An 18,983-nucleotide genomic window follows, 5' to 3' on the forward strand; every position below is an offset into this window, starting at 1 on the left:
TTTGTTTTTTTATTTAATAGTAAACTTATCTTTTACTTTTTCAGGTAAATCTGCTTTCTGAATCTCTTCATAGGACTTTACTTCAATTGATGATATTTCATTTTTGCTATTATCATCTTGATCTACATAAAGGCGTAAAAACGCGTCTTCATTTAATTTATGGTTGTTTTCTTTTTTTGTACTTCTAAATGTAATTTGTTTTTTGACACCATCTTCATCATATGCGGGCAGCGTATAGTTTCGTAAGTTTCTACCATCTACTTTTTCGATAGTTCCTTCGCCTTTTATCTGCATGTAATATACATCCTTACCAATTCTATTTAGTGACGCTCTCTCACAGCCAATAGTAAAACTAAAAAATAATAAACATAGTGTAATAATTGCTAAAAACTTTTTCTATTTTCTTTATCTCCTTTAATGTGTTTCTTTAAAAAGTATACGACTATTATTAAATGAGAAAAATCGATATAGCTTACAACGCCCTTACAATATTGTAAGAGTGTTGTACATAAAATGAACAATAAAAGTTAAAAGAAAGGTAAAATAATGAATCATGGTATAATGATAAAAGACTTACATACTATTTTTTCATTTTGAGAGGAGCTTGAAAAATGTATTCTACTTTAGAACAATTAACAAAGCACCCTGTATTTTATCATTTTGCAGAAATTTCAAAGATTCCTAGAGGATCAGGTAATGAAAAGGAAATTAGTGATTATTTAGTGGGCTTTGCAAAAGAGCGTAACTTGGAAGTCATTCAAGATGAAGCATTAAATGTTATTATTAAAAAAGAAGCAACAGCTGGTTATGAAAATGTACCAGCTATTATTATTCAAGGTCATATGGATATGGTTTGCGAAAAAAATCAAGCAACAGTACATGATTTTGAAAAAGATCCAATTGAATTACGAATCATTGGGGACATGTTATATGCAAATCAAACAACTCTAGGTGCTGATAATGGTATTGCAGTTGCGTATGCATTAGCTTTATTAGATTCAAAAGAAATTCCGCATCCAGCACTTGAAGTCGTTATCACTACTGAAGAAGAAACGACAATGGGCGGGGCTTTTGCTATTGATCCAAATCATTTTGAAGGAAAGATATTTATAAATATTGATTCTGAAGAAGATCATAAATTACTTGTAAGTAGTGCAGGTGGTGCGAAAGCTGTTGAAACAATTCCCGTAATTTGGGATGAAACGCCAGCGAATATGGATGCATACCGTCTATATGTTGGTGGTCTAAAAGGCGGCCATTCTGGTATGGAAATTGATAAGCAACGCGGTAATGCGAACAAAGTATTAGGACGAGTATTACGTGATTTATCAGTACATACGGAGTTTTACATAAGTGAAGTTCACGGCGGATTAAAAACGAATGCAATTCCGCGTGAAAGTGTAGCTACAATTTTAATTCGTACAGAAGATGTAGGACAAGTAGAAGAAAAACTAGAATCATGGACACGTGTATTACAAGAAGAAATGCGTGCTGTTGATCCAGATGTTCATGTTACACTGACAAAATTGGATGAAAAAGTTGAAAAAGTATTTGCTAAAGAGACACAAAAGCAGCTTATTTCATCATTATTCTTAATTCCGAATGGCATTCAAAGTATGAGCATGGATATTAAAGGTCTTGTAGAAAGCTCAACAAATTTAGGCGTTATTGAAACGTTGCAAGATGAAATTAAATTACGTAACGAAGTGCGAAGTTCTGTAAGTAGTTTAAAACAACATGTTGCAGAAGAAATCAAATATATTGCTGAATTAGTTGGTGCTACATTTGAAATAGAGTCAGAGTATCCAGAATGGCCATACAATCCAAACTCACAAATTCGTAATTTATTTGAAAAAGTACATCAAGAAAAATACAATAAAGAAATTGAAATCTTCGCTGTACATGCGGGGATTGAGTGTAGCGCATTCGTTCAAAAGATGCCTGAATTAGATGCAATTTCATTCGGACCAGACATTTTCAACGTCCACACTCCAGATGAACATATCAGTATTTCTTCTGTAGTGAATAACTGGGGATTCTTCATTGATGTAATGAAGGGTACGAAAGAATTAGCTAAGTAATAACGACGAAATAAAAAGGAGTCTATAAAAATTTATAGGCTCCTTTTTTGTATTGGAATTTATCCCGCTATTTGCCGGGCAGCCCGATTGGTTTAACTAATAATCAGTGGGGGATGAATAAAACCACTACTGATTAAAGATTCACTTTATGAGAAGTCATTTTTCGTTAGTATGTAATATTAAGCTTGAACAATTAATAAGGATGAATTGTTGATGTTTTTTTAGTACTGATGAAGGGGTGGAGAAATGAAGGAAAGAAAGCATTTTATTGTTTGTATGTTTTTATTGTTTTTCACATTTAGTTTTATTGGTGTTCAGAAAATAATAGCAGAAGAAGTTGAATTTTCAGGGACAACAGCTCCATTGAATGTAAATGTTAGAGAGGCAAAAAGTTTAAATGCAAATATTGTAGATGTGATTCCCGGAAATACAACAGTATCTTTTAAAGGATGGGAGTATGGTGAAGCGGTTAAAGATTACTGGACAGGAAATTTAGATAATCGTTGGTTTTATTATTTAAAAGATGGAAAAAAAGTATATGTAACGTCAGCGTATATTAATGGAAATCCTCCAAATACATCAATAGATCGTAAATTATCTGTACCTAACATATTACAAGAAAGGTCAAATTGGTGTTGGGCAGGCACTTCGGTTTCAGTTTTAAATTATTTTGGAAAAACTCCTTCACAAGATCAGTACGTTAGGTATGTTAAGGGTGGATCATATAATAATCCTGCAACTTCACGTGAAATACAATATGGATTATCCGGATATGGGGTTAGCTCAGCTATAAGTTCTGGAGCAAAATCTTATGATTGGTTCAAAAGTCAAATTAATAGTAATCAGCCGATGATTGCACTCATTATGTGGCAAAATGGAGCTAACATCGGACACTTTTTAGTACTTGATGGATTTTATAAAGGGACAAATGGAACAGATTATATAACATACATGGACCCTTGGTATGGTGATCATTATAATCATAATTTCAGTACGTTCCATAACAATAATAATTTTTGGTGGAGTGAAACTGTTTATAATATCCATGCAAACTAATAATATTAAAAGCGGGGGTTCATAAATGGGAAAACTACTTAAGCTTGTGATACTGTGCATGTGCTTAATGACCGTTATTATTTTCGCTAGTAAAATTAGTTATGCATCAAAAAATAAAAGTGAATCAGTACAATCGATCGCATTAAAAGATTATCAATATAGTAAGGGAAGTTCTTCTGAAAATTTAAGTTTTGAAAAAATAACAACATCCCCATTTTCGTTACCAATCTATGAAACAATTCCAGCACAGCAAATTTTAAATAGCTCTGAATTTAAGAATTTACTATTACCAACAAATGAAAAGCTGTGGTTTATTATGAAGGGTGAGCAGCCAGAAGGACTAATTGTTGCGAATGATACTGAACCGATTCGAACGGGCGGAGAAAATAGAAGTAAAGATTTATATGGATTATATAAAGCAATAAAAAATAATACAAATGAAACAAAAGATATTAGTTATTCCGAATTTGAAGGGCAAGGAATATTGGTAGTAAATCAAAATAATGATCAAGAAATATACCTTAGTAAAGGTGCCGCTGCCATATTAAAACTTCCTGCTGGTCAAAAAGTATTGAGCAGTGAAGTAATACAGAAAATGAAAGAGAGAATTGTAACTGGTTTTGAATAGTGGTAATGTCTGATTTTTTTTGTTTATACAAGGTTGAATAGGGAACAGGATCAATGGTAGCATTAGGGCATCTTTACTGTTTGAAACCTAATAGTGTATATAAAAAGGTTAGAGTAAGTTAATTCTCTAACCTTTTTATATTAATGTCTGAAATTTAAAAAGTGATGGAGTAAACCAAATAATAAAAGTTTGTTTGCTCTTCTATTTTTATTTGCAATTTAAACTCGTTATATTCCGCTATCTATTGTACAACCTTTTTACATAGCTGAATTTTTTTATTTGAAAATAAGGGTGCATCTATAAAACCATAATGATAAACTAAAATACCTAATTCCACTCTAGAATTAATATGCCATTTTTCTTTAATATGATTAATTATCGTTGAAATTCTTCGAGGGGTAACATATATTTTTTTGGAAATTTCTGCATCCGTATATCCTTTTGCTACATAAATAGCCACTTCTAACTCTCTTTCGGTCAACATTCTTTTCATAAAATACGCTCCTTCGAAATTATTTATATAAATATCAAAAGAAACTATTAAAAGAAATAAAGGTGAAAAATCATATTTATTTTAATCCGGCTATTTGCGGGTAGTAAGACTCCCACCTCAAAATCTAGATGTGGCAAAGAAGTCGGACTCCCTGTAAACGCCTGCCTGGGATGGACTAATAATCAGTGGGGGTGAATAAAACGCACATTGATTATTAGTGAACCATATTTTAATAATTTCTCGTATTGTGGTACAAGTTTGTAAAAGAAACTATAAATCCATATAATTAGTAATTGTAACTATATCAATTTTACATTACATTAAAAGTTGGAAAATATTCTTATACTCATAAAGTGTTACATTTGAGGGAGGAAAGATGGAATTCTACAATCTTGGTATTATTATTAAAGAACTTAGAAAGAAAAAAACATGTCACAATCTGAATTATGTCATGGAATATGTTCACAAAGTCAAATTAGTAAGATAGAAAAAGGTATTATTTATCCATCTAGCATATTGTTGTATCAATTATCTGAAAGACTTGGTATTGATCCAAATTATATATTCGCACTAACCAAAAATAAAAAATAAAATATATTGAAAATGTAAAATGTGTAATGAGAGATTGTGTAAAACAAAAACAATATAATGAGCTTTACGAAATAGTAAAAAAAGAGAAAAATGATGATAATTTCCAATCAAAAGAAGATAAACAATTTCTATTATGGCATGAAGCGATTGCTATATATTATGTAAATGGAGCAACAAGTAATGCTTTTGACATTTTAAATAGAGCACTAAAACAAACCTTAAGTAGTACTAACTTTTTATCAGAAAAAGAAATAAGCATAATGAATTCAATTGCTATAATACATGCAGAAAATGAAGAGTATGAGAAAAGTATAAATATATTAAAACAAAGTTTAATTAATTTTAATAAGATAGAATTTCCTAGAGAAAAAGAAATCAAATTAAGACTCATTCATACGTTAACAAAATGTTTACACCTTGCAAATCAATATGAAGAAGCAATAAAGTATAGTGAAATAGGCATAAAATTAGCCATAAATATGAATACTTTATACTTATTAGGTGAATTGTTTTTTGAAAAAGGTGCAATTTTATTGAAAGTTCAGCACTCTAATGAAGTTGGTTTAACAGACATAAAAAAAGCATTATTTATATTTGAACTAACTGAAAGAAAACAATATATAAAAATGATCAAGGAAAAATATATTAAAAATCAAGAATAAACAAGAAAGAATTTTAACATAAACTATTCCTAATTGTTATTTATTTCTAAAAAAAGTACTGTAATACGAACTATTCCTAATTGTTGTTTATTGCTAAAATGAATACCGTAATATTAGATAAATATAAAGGGTGGCATTTTATGAAATCAAGAGGAATTACTCGTAAAGCAGATAGTATGGGGCGTATTGTTATTCCAATGGAAATAAGACGGAGTTTAGGAATTGTAGAAAAAGATTCTCTTGAAATGTTTATAGAAGAGGATCAGATTATTTTACGAAAATATCAATCTCCAAGAGCTTGTGCACTTACAGGAGATATTTCAGACAGCAATATTTCGTTAGCGAATGGGAAGATTATTGTAAGTCCAAACGGGATGGAACTGTTAATAAAGAAGTTACAGCAATATCTTTTAAAGTAAAAGGTAAGTAAGAACTTTAAAATAGAATATACTTGGAAAAAGTCCTCTATTCATTTAGGGGGCTTTTTTATTGTTATCAATAAAATTGAGGGGCCGTAGTTGGTTCAATGGAATACGAATTACCTTGTAAATAGTCTGACTATTTTTTAGAAAAAACTATTCATTTACATTTTTTGGTTTCGTGTTATATTTTTAATGTTAACATAGTTGTATTGAAAATTCTGATTTTAAAATTAGGAAAACTTTAGAAAATGAAATACTCTTACTTGAATTGAAAATCATATAAACATAGTTTGAAAGTAAAGTATGAAAATGAATCAGATTTTCAAATTAAATTTGTCAATTCAATAGAGGTTCGTGGGGGAAATGTAGCTAAGAAGAAATCTCTTATACTCCATGTTTTTTATTTGTAAATCGGTAATTCTAATAGCTCTGACGAAAAGTAAAGGAGTAAAAAAGAAGTGGATAGTTTGTTTAATGAAGATAGGGTGTAAAAAATAAAACAACGGAGGTTTTATAATGAATAAAGGAATACTGCAGATTACAGAAATTGAAGAAATTACTATTCCGAATCTATTGAAGGATAAAATGAAGAATCTGATAGAAAATGAATTAAAAACTCATAATCCTTATACTTGTGATCAAGAAATAGCAGCATATTTTTCAAAAGAGTGGCTTAATTGTTTGATTGACTATTCAAAGAAAAATCCGAATTCAGATGTGAAAAACCTACTACATATGATAAAAATAGCGAATTGTGGCGGGAACGTACCGCCTATTCTTATTAAAAATACTCCATGTGACCCTATAGAAACACTATTACCTGGGGAAAATCGCAGAGGTTTTAATTATGGTGAAGACGAACACGATAGAATGAAAAAATATTTTTATGCAGAATGGGTCACATGGCTTTTTGCCACACTTTTTAATTATGATGCTTTAATTCACCCATCCGAACATGCTGGGAAAAATAGATTTCATCTCATTTCGCCTTTAAATAACGATGAAGTTTTGCGAAATGTCGGTGCAAGCACCGGTGGCGGGAACTTTTATCAACATAACGATGCCACAGTGTATACAGATATGAAAGACCAGTCAGATATTGAAGTGAGATTGAATACATTCAATACAAATTTAGAAATTGTATCAAATAGACTTAATAAATCCGTGGAACGAATAGTGTCTGAAATTACTTGTGGCAAATTTACTAGAGTTGATGCTCTTTTATTAAAAGGAGTGTTAAATTTAAAAACTCAAACTCATATTGGAACGCCAAAATTACTTCAAAAGCATCTTGAAGAAAATCACTTCAGTAAAGATGACATATTGGCGATAAGTAAAATGCCTATTGCTCATATCGCAGGAATGGCTGATGGTGAAATATCGGGATTTGTAGGGGAAATAAACCAAATTATATTTTTAGATGATAATGGTGATATTATTGCAACTTGTTTGAATGGAGCAGAAAATAGATTGATTTATGTGGGAGAAAGTGAAGAAGAAAAATTGAAATTTGACATGTTTTTAGAACTCTTACGAACAACGCCTACTTATAAGGTTCCACTTACATCTGAAGATTTATTACTTATACCAAATTCATACTATGGTAAACAAACAAATGTAACTCATGGTAGGGAAAGATTATCTGAGGAAGAATATAAAATCCCGATTGGAAATAATAAATACGGAAGAAGAATTGTTTGCAGGCAGTACGTTTCCAGCCGATTACGTGATCAGAAAGGAAGTTACTTTACAGATATTATTAACTAGTTTAAAGAGAGGAGGGACGATGGGGAGGTTTGGGGTATAATAGCTCAAGTCTTCCCATATTCTTTGTATGGATTTTACTATTGAATTACTCATACTACTATTTTTAGTAGCTGTATTAGCAGGATGGATAGATACAATTGCTGGAGGCGGTGGTATGATAACTATCCCGATAATGTTATTAGTAGGTATGTCTCCTTCTGTAGCGATAGCAACTAATAAACTGCAAGGGAGTAGCGGAACTCTCATGGCAACAGTGTTTTTTATTAAGAAGAAAGAAATTAATCTTAAAGAAATGCGTTTGTCCATCTTAATGACCTTTTTTGGATCAGTTTTCGGTGGATGGCTTGTTTTACAGATACGAGCAGAATATCTAATTATGATATTACCTTTTTTACTTGTTTTTATTGGCATTTATTTTCTATTATCTCCAAATATAGCAAACGAAGATCGACCGAGAAAAATAAGTATGTTGTTGTTTGCGTTAACAGTGGCTCCGTTACTGGGATTTTATGATGGTTTCTTCGGCCCAGGAACAGGTAGTTTAATTGCTTTAGCATTCATTCTCTTATGTGGATATAGTGCTACACGGGCGACTGCAAATGCTAAGATTTTGAACTTTACAAGTAATTTCGCTGCTTTGTTGTATTTTATTATTTTTGGCCAAATCGATTGGACAATTGGATTGATTATGATGCTTGGTCAAATAATAGGATCATATATTGGGGCGAAGATGGTGCTTACAAAAGGGACGGCATTAATACGACCAATAGTGGTTATTGTTTGCTTTGTCATGGCAATTAAGATTTTTTTACAAAATATGAACTAAATGTAATCAATATATTATTTGTATCAAAGTTAGAGTGTTTTCATGTTCCTATTGCAGTATTACGCTGTTTAAGATGTGTTCAAAATTACACAATTTGACTAGTGTAATGTATTGCGTTATGCTTTTTTATAGTATAAAAGAAAGGCTTGAAGATAATGATTCGTCGTTTGAGAAAGCTAAAAAATGTAGCAGTCGTAGTAAGCTTCTAAGTAAATAGCAATATATATAATACTTAGAAGCGAGGAATAAAGTTATGAAGCATCCATTATTTAATCATTGGTCAGAAACAAAGTATATAAAAGATATAGTAACAAATCCACTCATTGAAGTAGGAGAGTACTCCTATTATTCAGGCTATTATAGTCATCAAAATTTTGAAGATGGCTGTGTAAGGTATTTGTGGGGAGATGCTAAGTCCCAAGCACTGTTCAATCCAATTGAACAGATGGGATGGCACCTTGACAAACTCATTATTGGGAATTATGTTTGCATAGCAAGCGGGGTAGTCATTTTAATGGGTGGTAATCATAATCATCACTCAGAATGGATTACAGTATATCCATTCGCTGAGCAAATTAAACAATCATATGAACCTAAGGGAGATACAGTCATTAAAAGTGATGCTTGGATTGGAATGAATGCTATAATAATGCCTGGCGTTACTATTGGTGAAGGTGCAATTGTTGCTGCAGGATCAGTCGTAAGTAAAGATGTTCCGCCGTATACAATAGTTGGTGGAAATCCTGCTAAGGAAATAAAGAAACGATTCACTGATACAGAAATAAACATGTTAATGGAAATGCGTTGGTTTGATTGGGATAGGAAATTGATTGAGAAGGCAATTCCGCTGTTATCTAGTCCATCCATCGAACCATTATTTGCTTTTTATAAAAATGAAGTGAAAAATAAATAAATCAGTTAGAAAAACTACATCCAGTATAGGGTGTAGTTTTTATTTTTTGTAAATGTGGAACAAATGTATTATTTAGATTGTCTATTAACTGTAATCCTAAAAAAATATGAAAGTGTGAATCATTTTGAAAAATATAAGGGGATTAAAAATAAGGATATGTGTGGGAATACAAAGTATTAGCGCACCTGAAAATGTCGGATGAGATGGTCTATATGAAAGCGATTCTAACGTTTTATATGTATATACAATTTGAGAACACTTTCTATTTTTTTGCGGGATTATGTTAGAATAACGCTTTTTTTAAGTACAAAGAAATTGGAGGTAACAGAAGTGAAAGGTATGTTTTGCAATAGAGTTATTGCAATAGTAACAGTGCTTACAATATTTTGTAGCATGGTCGTTACAATTGGAAAAGCAGCAGCGGAAACAGATCCTGCTATAGACGTTGAAGCAGGGTCAGCAATTTTAATAGAAGCAAATTCTGGAAAAATTTTATATGAAAAAAATGCAGATGAATCATTGGCAATTGCTAGTATGACAAAAATGATGAGCGAATACTTAGTTCATGAAGCGGTGGATAAAGGAAAACTTAAATGGGATCAAAAAGTTAAAATCTCTGAATATGCACATAAGATTTCGCAAGATCGTTCACTATCAAATGTTCCATTAGAAAATGGTGGCTCTTATACGGTAAAAGAGTTATATGAGGCAATGGCAATTTACTCTGCAAATGGTGCAACAATTGCTTTAGTTGAACAGATTGCTGGTAAAGAGGTCAATTTTGTAAAAATGATGAACGATAAGTCAAAAGAGTTTGGTATGAAAGACTATAAGTTTGTAAACTCTACCGGCTTAACAAATCAAGATTTAAAAGGATATCACCTAGAAGGGACAACTCTAGACGAGAAAAATAAAATGTCTGCAAGGGATTGTGCAATTTTAGCACAACGTCTTATTCAAGATTTTCCCCAAATATTAAATACAGCAAAAATTCCTAAAAAAACATTCCAAGAGGGTGGTAAATATCCAATTGATATGGCGAACTTTAACTGGATGTTAAAAGGTTTAATTAAGCAATATGAAGGTGTAGATGGTTTGAAAACAGGAACGACTCCAGAAGCGGGAGATTGTTTCACTGGTACAGTAGAAAGAAATGGTATGCGCCTAATTTCTGTAGTGATAAAAGCAAAATCTCATACGGCACGTTTTGATGAAACAAAGAAATTATACGATTATGGATTTGCGAATTTTGAAGTGAAGAATGTCTACGGAAAAGATTCAGTAATAAAAGGACATGAAACAGTTCGAGTGGCAAATGCAAAAGACAAAGATGTAGTAGTTCAAACGAAGCAAGCTGTTTCACTTCCAATGCCGAAGGGCAATAAAGACATTTATAAAAAAGAATTTAAAGTATCGAATACGGAACAAGAAGCGCCTATTAAAAAAGGTGTAACAATTAGTAAAATGATTATCTCGTCTAAAGATAATACAGATCCTGGGTTCTTATCAGGTAATTCATTACAAATAGACCTTGTAACAAAATCTGATGTGGAACAAGCAAATTGGCTTACACGTTTTATACGTAAAACAGGATCTTTTTTTAGTGGTATGTGGGATCGTACGATTGATATAGTAAAAAGCTAATTTTATAGGATACAACTAAATATTAGTTTGAAACAAAAGGTTTCAAAGCACTATAGATTCTTATGTGGATAGCTTGGAATGTCAGGGTGTAATTTTTTCTTCTTACTTTGTGCATTGCAATGACACTACTTTTTTCTATAGTTTCGTATCATGTAATCGAAAAGAAATGTATCAACTGGGCAAAACAAAGAACAACAAATTTTTTGAAAAAAGTATAAGTCCTAGAGGGATTTTATTTCTTTAGTAAATATACGAATATGACCGATTCCTTAGTATACTTGGGAATCGGTCAATTTTGGATTCTAAATGTAAATATAGTAAAGTGGAATATAATTGAAATCGAAAACCACTTAGAAATAACAATTACGGTGTGAGCTATTGTATAGTATAGATATGTTTAAAAATAAAGGGGGAATACATATGTGGAAGCGATTTGTAGCAATTGGTGATAGTTTTACAGAGGGGATAGGGGATGAAGTTGAGGGAATTGCATTAAAAAGCTGGGTAGATCATTTTGTTCAACTGTGTGAAAAAGATATAGAATATGCCAATTTTGCAAAGCGTGGGTTAGTAACTGAAGAAATTCGCTTGCAGCAATTGGAAAAGGCGTTAACTTTTAATCCAGATTTGGTTAGTCTCATTGCAGGGGCAAACGATGTTTTAAAAGGACGTTGGAATCATGATGTATATAAGAACGATATGGAATTTATGATAGATACATTAAGTAAAGCAGGGGCTGATATTATTATAGCAAACCTTCCTGATTTTACAGTTAGGCTTCCTTTTGCTTCTGAAAAAAACAAGAAATAAAAGAACAATTATTAGAGGCAAATGAAGTTATACATTCACTGAGCAGAGAGTATAAGCTTCATCATGTTGATTTTTGGAATCATCATTTAGTTAATGACAATACGCTTTGGTCTAAGGATTTAATTCATCCAAACTCAAAAGGATATGTAAAAGTTGCTGAATTGATTTTTAGTAGTTTGCCTGTACAGAAGACAAAATAATAGTTTGCAATGTAACGAATATGATATTAAGTGTATGAAGCTATGTTTTTTAGTAAATGGAAAGAACTAAACATTTAGCAAACAAAGCGTTTCTACGATATATTTCTACAGTAGTGCACAAATACAGAATCACAAAGAAAGATCACTTATGGAAATAGGTGGTCTTTAAATGTTTTTATAACTAAATTAGTATATACTGTATTACTAACAATTTCGTACTACATAAAAATTAAGTTCTCTTATAGAAAAACTGATTTTATATTATCTTAAAATATAATAACATGTTCAAATGATATTTTGGGTATGTATCCTAATTGTGAATGATGTGTAATTTTTTTTGAAGTATAAATATCCAATAAATAAAATAGGTAGTAGGTGCAGAAGTATTAATACTATATTATTCAATTCTTGTTATGAGTACATTAGTGATTGGTAATATTATATTTTTATTATCAACTTTAGTTATTGGAATTAATTTGCATAGAAAATATGTAGGATAAGAAAAAATAAATATACTTTATTGTATATTTATTTTTTTGTTTAGTAGGATTTATAGTCTCTATAAACTATTATGTTAATAAAATTAAAAAACTTAATTCTTGATATCCTTATGGCTAAAGCTATCTATAAAATGACAATATAACTAAATAATTGTTTGGTATGATTTGTGGATTTAGTTTTTTATCCGAATTTTCTGATTCAAATATTTCAACTTTATGAATATAGTAGGTGAAATATTTGTGTGATAGTATTTGAGATAGAAAAAAGCCAACTTTAAAAAGGATGTGAATTGAATGTGCAAACGACTGTAAAGGGTTATATTAAGGAAACGTTTAGCTGTTATTAGTGTAAGGTAAAGATATATTTTGTAACAGTTGATATAAAAATGAAGAAATAGGTACGCTTTCGTTTGTCTGACTATTTTAAATATATGAAAAACAAGAGTGGTTTGAGTTTTGACGAAGTTAAATTCTAGGTGAGATGTCAATAATGATTAATTAAGTTTAATAAAGAGGTACCTTATACGCAAAAGCGTTTATATTAGTAACCTAAGGAGCTTGCTTTTATGAAAACTACTGATTCAAAAGGCCTATTAGGAAATAGGGTTTATTTACAAGTTTTCTCTGCCTATTCATTGCTTATGCTTGGTGTTTTTATTGATATGTTAGCGATTATGACTATAGTTGGGTTTGAATGGGAAGTAGATCCTACTATGATTGGATTGATTCCTGTTGCATATGCACTTCCTGGAATTATTTTTGGCTCATGGGCAGGTGTTATTGCAGATCGTTTTAGAAAAATTCCAATTATGATGTTCTGTAATCTAATGGTTGGTTTAATAACAATTGCTCTTTTATTTGTACAAGATATCCACTGGCTCTTAGTGGCATTAATGATTCGTTCCATTTTTATTGTTTTCTATTATCCTGCACAGCAAACACTAACAAGACAGATTGTATCCCCGGACTTGCTTACTAAAGCAGTAAGTATCAACGGAATAGTAGAGCAGGGTACAAAGATAGTAGGCCCACTTATAGGGGGCATGTTGCTGAGTTGGTTTCAACCAGAGTTCTGCCTCATTATAAGAGCTATAAGTTGTTTATTAGCTACCTTAGTTCTCATACCCACAATAAAATTTAAAGAAACTATATCGAAAGAATTTGTTGAAAAGCAAAAACAAAGTACTTGGACCGCTTGGGTACAAGGGTGGGGTTATGTGTTATCTAATCGGATAATATTATCAACCATGATTTTCGTTACAATAGCCATGGCAGTATTACAATTAGTAGACTCACAATTCCCAACTTTATTTAAGAGCTTATTCCCACATGATAAAAGTAAAATGGGATATATCATTTCTATTATTGGTCTTGGCGGAATACTTGGTGCATTACTAACTCAGAAATTAAAACAATTTCAATATGGCTGGGTAGTATGTGGAGGTATGGTTTTAATGGGAATTGGTTTTGGGGGGATTGGTTTGATAACGCCCGGTACGGTCTTCGTTTTAGCCTATTTAATTAGTTTTATCGCTGGTATTGGAAGTGGGCTGATGCTTGTATCTAATCAAGTCATATTACAAATAGAATCCGATCAAGATCAAGTAGGAAGAGTATTTGGTATACAAAGCAGTTTAACAAACGCAGTTTTAATTATTTCCCCTGCTATGAGTGGCCCATTAGTGCATTTATTTGGAGTAACTCAACTCTATGTTTATGGAGGGATTGGGCTTGTTATTATTGGAGTAATTGGAGTTTCACTGCAGAAATATTTATGGGCTAAACATAAACACGAACCTATAAGAGCAAATAATTTTTGAAGGGAAGATTTTTATGACCAATGAGGAATGTTATCCATTAAGCCACCCGCAGCGAAGAATATGGTATACAGAAGTTGTTCATTCTGATAAAGGAATATGTAATTTAAGATTTTTATTTAAACTTCATCGAAAAATGAACTATTCAAATTTAAACCAAGTTGTGAATCGCGTTATCAGTGAAAATGACGGTCTGTGCATTAGGTTAAAAGAAAATGGGCATCAAGAACCGAAACAATATTTTACTAAACATGAAGAACAAGAATTTGAGTTTTTTGATTTCAGTAATGTGGAGAATACAAATTTGCTTGAGGAATGGATTGAGCAGAAAACAAAAGAAACGTTTACATTATTTAATTCAAATTTATACTATTTCGCTTTAATAAAATTAAACGATAATGAATGTGCAGTCTTTGGAAATGTTCATCATATTATTATGGATGGTTTATCAATTCAAATATTTACTGAGCAGATTGCAAAATATTATTATGACATGCATAACGAGAATGAGGAAGGCGAAATTAAAAATTCATATGTTCAATTTCTGACCAATGAACAAACATACTTGAATAGTAGTCGCTTTCAAAAAGATCAAAAATTTTGGCTAGAGGAATTTAAAACACTGCCATCTGTGACTGGATTGAAGCCTTATAATACGTACCAAGTTAGTACCAAAGCATCACGTGAGACGTTTATATTAACGGAGCATTTGAAGAGAAAGATAGAAAAATTTTCTGAAGATTACAAATTTAGTTTATACACCCTTTTTGTTGCTGCTTTCTCGTTGTCCATGTATCGGTGGACCTCATCGCTTGATATTGGTTTAGGAATGGCTTACGGCAACCGTATGACTAAAATGGAACGAAAATTGATTGGAATGATGGTGAGTACAGTTCCTTTAAGAATGGATATTGATCCAGAAGAAGAAGTACTTTCATTTATTAGTAGGGTGTCCAGAAAACAAAGTAAATCATTAAGACACCAGAAATATCCATTTGATTTGTTATTAAAGCAGATTAATAAAGAGAATAACAGTAATGTGAGACTTTTCGGAACTACGATTGATTATAGGGATCGTGATGAAAGTGGTGACTCACTATGGATTCCAAACCGTGAAGAAGTACAAGATTTTGCAGTGCATATTGAAAATCTAATTGATATAGACTCTTTACATGTACATATTGATTATCGTGAGGAGCTATTTTCTAAGGAAGAGATAGAACGATTCTTTAACGTTATGCTAGTGATACTGGAAAATATTTTTGAAAACCCAAAGCAGAAGGTGGCTGAAATAGAAATCATTTCTGAGGAGGATAAAAGAAAAAGTTTAGTTGAGTTCAACAATCCTAAACTGGATGTCCCACCTCAAGTAACTATTCATGAAATGTTCGAACGGCAAGCGATGATTTATCCAAATGCTATTGCAGTTACGTATGAAAAAGAAAAAATTACTTATAAGGAACTTAATGAACGTGCAAACCAGTTAGCTCATTATCTGCAGAAAAAAGGAGTAGGACCTGATACTTTAGTTGGACTGTGCGTTGAACGTTCCCACGAGATGATTGTAGGTATTTTAGGGATTTTGAAGGCTGGTGGGGCTTATGTCCCACTTGATCCAACATATCCAGAGCAACGACTTCAATATATTTTAGAAGATGCTAGCATTCAGTTATTCGTAACGCAAGAAAGTTTAAAAGAATTGAACTGGTTACCAGAAAATGTTGAGTCGATTTGCCTGGATCGTGATCAAGATGAGATTGGGAAAGAAAGTAAGACTTTGCCGGTTTCTGGTGTCGGTCCCCAAAATCTGGCATATGTAATCTATACTTCGGGATCAACGGGAAATCCAAAGGGCGTTATGATAGAGCATCACAATGTCATTCGGTTATTTAAATCGACGGATTGTTGGTATCAGTTTAATGAAAAAGATACTTGGACGCTTTTTCATTCGTATGCATTTGATTTCTCAGTATGGGAAATTTGGGGAGCATTATTATATGGTGGAAAATTAGTTGTTGTTCCGTACTGGATTAGTCGATCACCTAAGGATTTTTATCAATTATTGGTGGAGGAAGAAGTCACAGTTCTAAATCAGACACCTTCCGCATTTCGACAATTAATACAAGTGTGTGAACAAGAAGATGAGAATAAAAATTTGCAGCTGCGTTATGTCATATTTGGCGGAGAAGCGTTAGAACCTACTAGCTTGTTACCGTGGTTTCAAAGGTATGGGGAGAAAAACCCACAGTTAATTAATATGTATGGAATTACAGAAACTACAGTTCATGTTACATATTATCCAATTACTTTAGATGATGTGCAGCAGGCTTCAAGAAGTAATATTGGAAAGCGGATTCCCGATTTAGAAGTGTATATACTAGACGCTTATCAACAACCTGTTCCTATAGGTGTTGATGGTGAACTTTATATTGGCGGGGCAGGGCTTGCACGTGGGTATTTAAATAGACCTGAATTAACAGCAGAGCGTTTTATATCTCATCCATTTAGTAGTGATCTGAAAGCAAGATTATACCGGACAGGAGACTTAGCGAGGTATTTGCCAGATGGGAATCTAGATTATCGTGGAAGAATTGATCATCAGGTTAAAATACGTGGTTTCCGAATTGAGATTGGGGAAATTGAGTCTACTTTACATACATATGCATATGTAAAAGAGGTAGTTGTAATTGTAAGAGAAGATCAGCCAGGCGATAAACGATTAGTAGCATATGTTGTAGGAGATGGAAATGTAGATGCGTGGAGAGAGTATCTTAAAGCGAAACTACCAAGTTATATGGTTCCTTCGGGATTTGTGGCGATGGAAGCTATTCCACTTACAGCTAACGGTAAAGTTGATCGTGAGGCCTTACCTATGCCGGAGGAAACGCAGATTAATAGTGAATGTGTTGGCCCTCGGAATAGTAACGAACAGATACTAACTACCATTTGGAAGAGAGTATTAGGTGTTAAAAAGGTGGGAATCTATGATAATTTCTTTGAAATTGGTGGCGACTCGATTCTCAGTATTCAAATCATATCTCAAGCAAGTCAAGTGGGGTTAAAACTTACTCCAAAGCAAATGTTTGAATGCCCAACTATCGCTGAGCTGGCACAAGTGGCTATAGAAACGCAGGGAGTACAAGCGGAGCAGGGAATTGTGATAGGTGATGTGCCTCTTACTCCAATTCAGCGCTGGTTCTTCGAGCAAGAACATCCACATACAGAGCATTGGAATCAATCAATGCTTTTAAGAGTAAAAGAAAGATTGGATGTGAAATTACTAGAGGGAGCGATATTAAATTTACTGAAACATCATGATGCTTTACGTTTCCGGTACGAACAGTTACCAAACGGAACGTGGAGGCAGAGAAATGAAGGGACTGATGAGCTGTCAGTACTCCATGTTGTAAAACGGAATCAAGTTAATGAAAAAGAGTGGAATAAAATAATACAAGAAGAGATGAATATTCATCAAGCTAGTTTCAATTTAATTACTGGTCCGTTAATGAAAGTAGTGTACTTTGAAGATAACTTGACTGAAAATGATCGAATATTCTGGGTGATACATCATTTAGTAGTAGATGGAGTGTCATGGAGGATTCTATTGGAAGATTTACAGGTGGTATATAACCAGATGAAACAAGGTCAAGAAATTCGCTTACCTGCGAAAAGTACATCTTTTAAAGAATGGTCTGAACGACTTCAGACATACAGTGATTCGGGTATTTCAAAAGAAGTAAAGGATTATTGGAATGAACAAGTAGAAAAAGAAACGATGAAAATTCCAATGGACTATCCAATACAAGAAACGACAGAAGAATCGATTGATCAAGTGACGGGGACTTTAGGAATAGAAGAAACACAAGCATTGTTTCACGAAGTTCTAGTCACTCATAAGACAAGGATTGATGAGGTACTATTAACGGCATTAGGACAAGCTATCGTCGATTGTACAAATCAGCAAACCGTTTCTATTCATCTAGAAGGACACGGGAGAGAAGAGATGATTGAAGGTATTGATTTATCAAGGACAGTGGGCTGGTTCACGAGTATTTATCCCGTTCATCTCAATTTTCAAGGAACTCAGACACCTATTGAAGGGTTAAAGGCAGTCAAAGAGCAATTGCGTCGAATCCCAAATCGCGGAGTTGACTATGGTATTTTACGTTACTTGAATAAAGGATTACTTCCGTTTTATCAGCAAAAGCCTTCAATAAGCTTTAACTATTTGGGCCAATTTGATCAGGTGTTTTCAAGGGACTCTTTGTTTATGCAAGAGACAGGATTTACATTTTTAGATCATGCTCCAGATTCCAAACCATCTCATCTAATTGATGTTATCGGAATGGTGAAAGATGAAAAGTTACATTTTATTTGGATGTATAGTAGGGAACAGTTTTCTAAATTAAAAATTCAAGTGATAGCAGATGGTATGTTGAGGCATCTTCGTCAACTTATAAATAAACCAACAACAGAGTCTGCTTTTACGGTATCAGATTTTGCTGATGCAGAGGATCTTACGGAAGAAAGCTTGAGCAAAGTATTACTTAAATTAACAAAGAAGAGGGTGTAA

General features: G+C 32.6%; 12 protein-coding genes and 3 pseudogenes. 13 read left to right on the forward strand and 2 right to left on the reverse strand.

Translation table 11 applies throughout. The features are described from left to right. Positions 1-9: 9 nt before the first annotated feature. Entirely contained in the window at positions 10-381 is a 372-nt protein-coding gene (locus HMPREF1014_RS12110) for a YxeA family protein (protein ID WP_043307204.1), read from the reverse strand. 230 nt (positions 382-611) lie between these two features. On the opposite strand from HMPREF1014_RS12110, the gene pepD reads away from it, so the two are divergent. The 3 genes from pepD (at position 612) to HMPREF1014_RS12125 (ending at position 3,765) form a co-directional block, all read left to right on the forward strand. Next, positions 612-2,081 (forward strand): beta-Ala-His dipeptidase, encoded by a 1,470-nt coding sequence (pepD, locus tag HMPREF1014_RS12115; protein ID WP_000287545.1) that lies wholly within the window; start codon positions 612-614, stop codon positions 2,079-2,081. Positions 2,082-2,327: 246 nt separating this feature from the next. After that, a complete protein-coding gene (locus HMPREF1014_RS12120; protein ID WP_000664547.1) occupies positions 2,328-3,137 on the forward strand; it encodes a C39 family peptidase in 810 nt (269 codons plus the stop codon). Positions 3,138-3,162: 25 nt separating this feature from the next. Continuing rightward, a complete protein-coding gene (locus HMPREF1014_RS12125; RefSeq protein ID WP_000517262.1) occupies positions 3,163-3,765 on the forward strand; it encodes a hypothetical protein in 603 nt (200 codons plus the stop codon). Positions 3,766-4,006: 241 nt separating this feature from the next. Here HMPREF1014_RS12125 and HMPREF1014_RS12130 read toward each other — a convergent pair whose 3' ends face one another. Further along, a complete protein-coding gene (locus HMPREF1014_RS12130; protein ID WP_000827560.1) occupies positions 4,007-4,258 on the reverse strand; it encodes a response regulator transcription factor in 252 nt (83 codons plus the stop codon). Positions 4,259-4,634: 376 nt separating this feature from the next. Between HMPREF1014_RS12130 and HMPREF1014_RS12135 the strand changes: the two are divergent. The 10 genes and pseudogenes from HMPREF1014_RS12135 to HMPREF1014_RS12175 all read left to right on the forward strand — a co-directional run bounded on the left by HMPREF1014_RS12135 (position 4,635) and on the right by HMPREF1014_RS12175 (position 18,983). Beyond that, a pseudogene (locus tag HMPREF1014_RS12135) lies at positions 4,635-5,511 on the forward strand (helix-turn-helix domain-containing protein). Between the two features lie 140 nt (positions 5,512-5,651). Continuing rightward, a complete protein-coding gene (locus HMPREF1014_RS12140) occupies positions 5,652-5,930 on the forward strand; it encodes an AbrB/MazE/SpoVT family DNA-binding domain-containing protein (protein WP_000842216.1) in 279 nt (92 codons plus the stop codon). Positions 5,931-6,449: 519 nt separating this feature from the next. Further along, positions 6,450-7,700 carry a hypothetical protein gene (locus HMPREF1014_RS12145; protein WP_001032366.1) on the forward strand — a complete coding sequence of 417 codons (1,251 nt, stop codon included), beginning with the start codon at positions 6,450-6,452 and terminating at the stop codon, positions 7,698-7,700. A gap of 67 nt (positions 7,701-7,767) precedes the next feature. After that, a complete protein-coding gene (locus HMPREF1014_RS12150) occupies positions 7,768-8,526 on the forward strand; it encodes a TSUP family transporter (RefSeq protein WP_000347986.1) in 759 nt (252 codons plus the stop codon). Between the two features lie 253 nt (positions 8,527-8,779). Beyond that, complete coding sequence (locus HMPREF1014_RS12155; protein ID WP_000682538.1) at positions 8,780-9,439, forward strand: CatB-related O-acetyltransferase; 660 nt, start codon at positions 8,780-8,782, stop codon at positions 9,437-9,439. 330 nt (positions 9,440-9,769) lie between these two features. Beyond that, positions 9,770-11,083 (forward strand): D-alanyl-D-alanine carboxypeptidase family protein, encoded by a 1,314-nt coding sequence (locus HMPREF1014_RS12160; protein ID WP_000677705.1) that lies wholly within the window; start codon positions 9,770-9,772, stop codon positions 11,081-11,083. A 92-nt stretch (positions 11,084-11,175) separates the two neighbouring features. Continuing rightward, a pseudogene (locus tag HMPREF1014_RS31215) lies at positions 11,176-11,301 on the forward strand (acyltransferase family protein); the annotation flags it as partial. 202 nt (positions 11,302-11,503) lie between these two features. Next, positions 11,504-12,093 (forward strand): annotated as a pseudogene (locus tag HMPREF1014_RS12165) (SGNH/GDSL hydrolase family protein). A 1,066-nt stretch (positions 12,094-13,159) separates the two neighbouring features. Then, positions 13,160-14,413: an MFS transporter gene (locus tag HMPREF1014_RS12170; protein WP_000858613.1), complete on the forward strand. Its 1,254-nt coding sequence runs from the start codon at positions 13,160-13,162 to the stop codon at positions 14,411-14,413. A 13-nt stretch (positions 14,414-14,426) separates the two neighbouring features. Continuing rightward, positions 14,427-18,983 (forward strand): non-ribosomal peptide synthetase, encoded by a 4,557-nt coding sequence (locus tag HMPREF1014_RS12175; protein ID WP_000180450.1) that lies wholly within the window; start codon positions 14,427-14,429, stop codon positions 18,981-18,983.

The organism is Bacillus sp. 7_6_55CFAA_CT2, from assembly GCF_000238655.1.
Classification (GTDB): Bacteria; Bacillota; Bacilli; order Bacillales; family Bacillaceae_G; genus Bacillus_A; species Bacillus_A cereus.

What these genes read in the sequence shown, in the direction of transcription:
- pepD (WP_000287545.1), top strand. Translation starts at nt 612, where the DNA reads ATGTATTCTACTTTAGAACAATTAACAAAGCACCCTGTATTTTATCAT.
- HMPREF1014_RS12170 (WP_000858613.1), top strand. Translation starts at nt 13,160, where the DNA reads ATGAAAACTACTGATTCAAAAGGCCTATTAGGAAATAGGGTTTATTTA.
- HMPREF1014_RS12155 (WP_000682538.1), top strand. Translation starts at nt 8,780, where the DNA reads ATGAAGCATCCATTATTTAATCATTGGTCAGAAACAAAGTATATAAAA.
- HMPREF1014_RS12150 (WP_000347986.1), top strand. Translation starts at nt 7,768, where the DNA reads ATGGATTTTACTATTGAATTACTCATACTACTATTTTTAGTAGCTGTA.
- HMPREF1014_RS12175 (WP_000180450.1), top strand. Translation starts at nt 14,427, where the DNA reads ATGACCAATGAGGAATGTTATCCATTAAGCCACCCGCAGCGAAGAATA.
- HMPREF1014_RS12145 (WP_001032366.1), top strand. Translation starts at nt 6,450, where the DNA reads ATGAATAAAGGAATACTGCAGATTACAGAAATTGAAGAAATTACTATT.
- HMPREF1014_RS12130 (WP_000827560.1), bottom strand. Translation starts at nt 4,258, where the DNA reads ATGAAAAGAATGTTGACCGAAAGAGAGTTAGAAGTGGCTATTTATGTA.
- HMPREF1014_RS12125 (WP_000517262.1), top strand. Translation starts at nt 3,163, where the DNA reads ATGGGAAAACTACTTAAGCTTGTGATACTGTGCATGTGCTTAATGACC.
- HMPREF1014_RS12120 (WP_000664547.1), top strand. Translation starts at nt 2,328, where the DNA reads ATGAAGGAAAGAAAGCATTTTATTGTTTGTATGTTTTTATTGTTTTTC.
- HMPREF1014_RS12140 (WP_000842216.1), top strand. Translation starts at nt 5,652, where the DNA reads ATGAAATCAAGAGGAATTACTCGTAAAGCAGATAGTATGGGGCGTATT.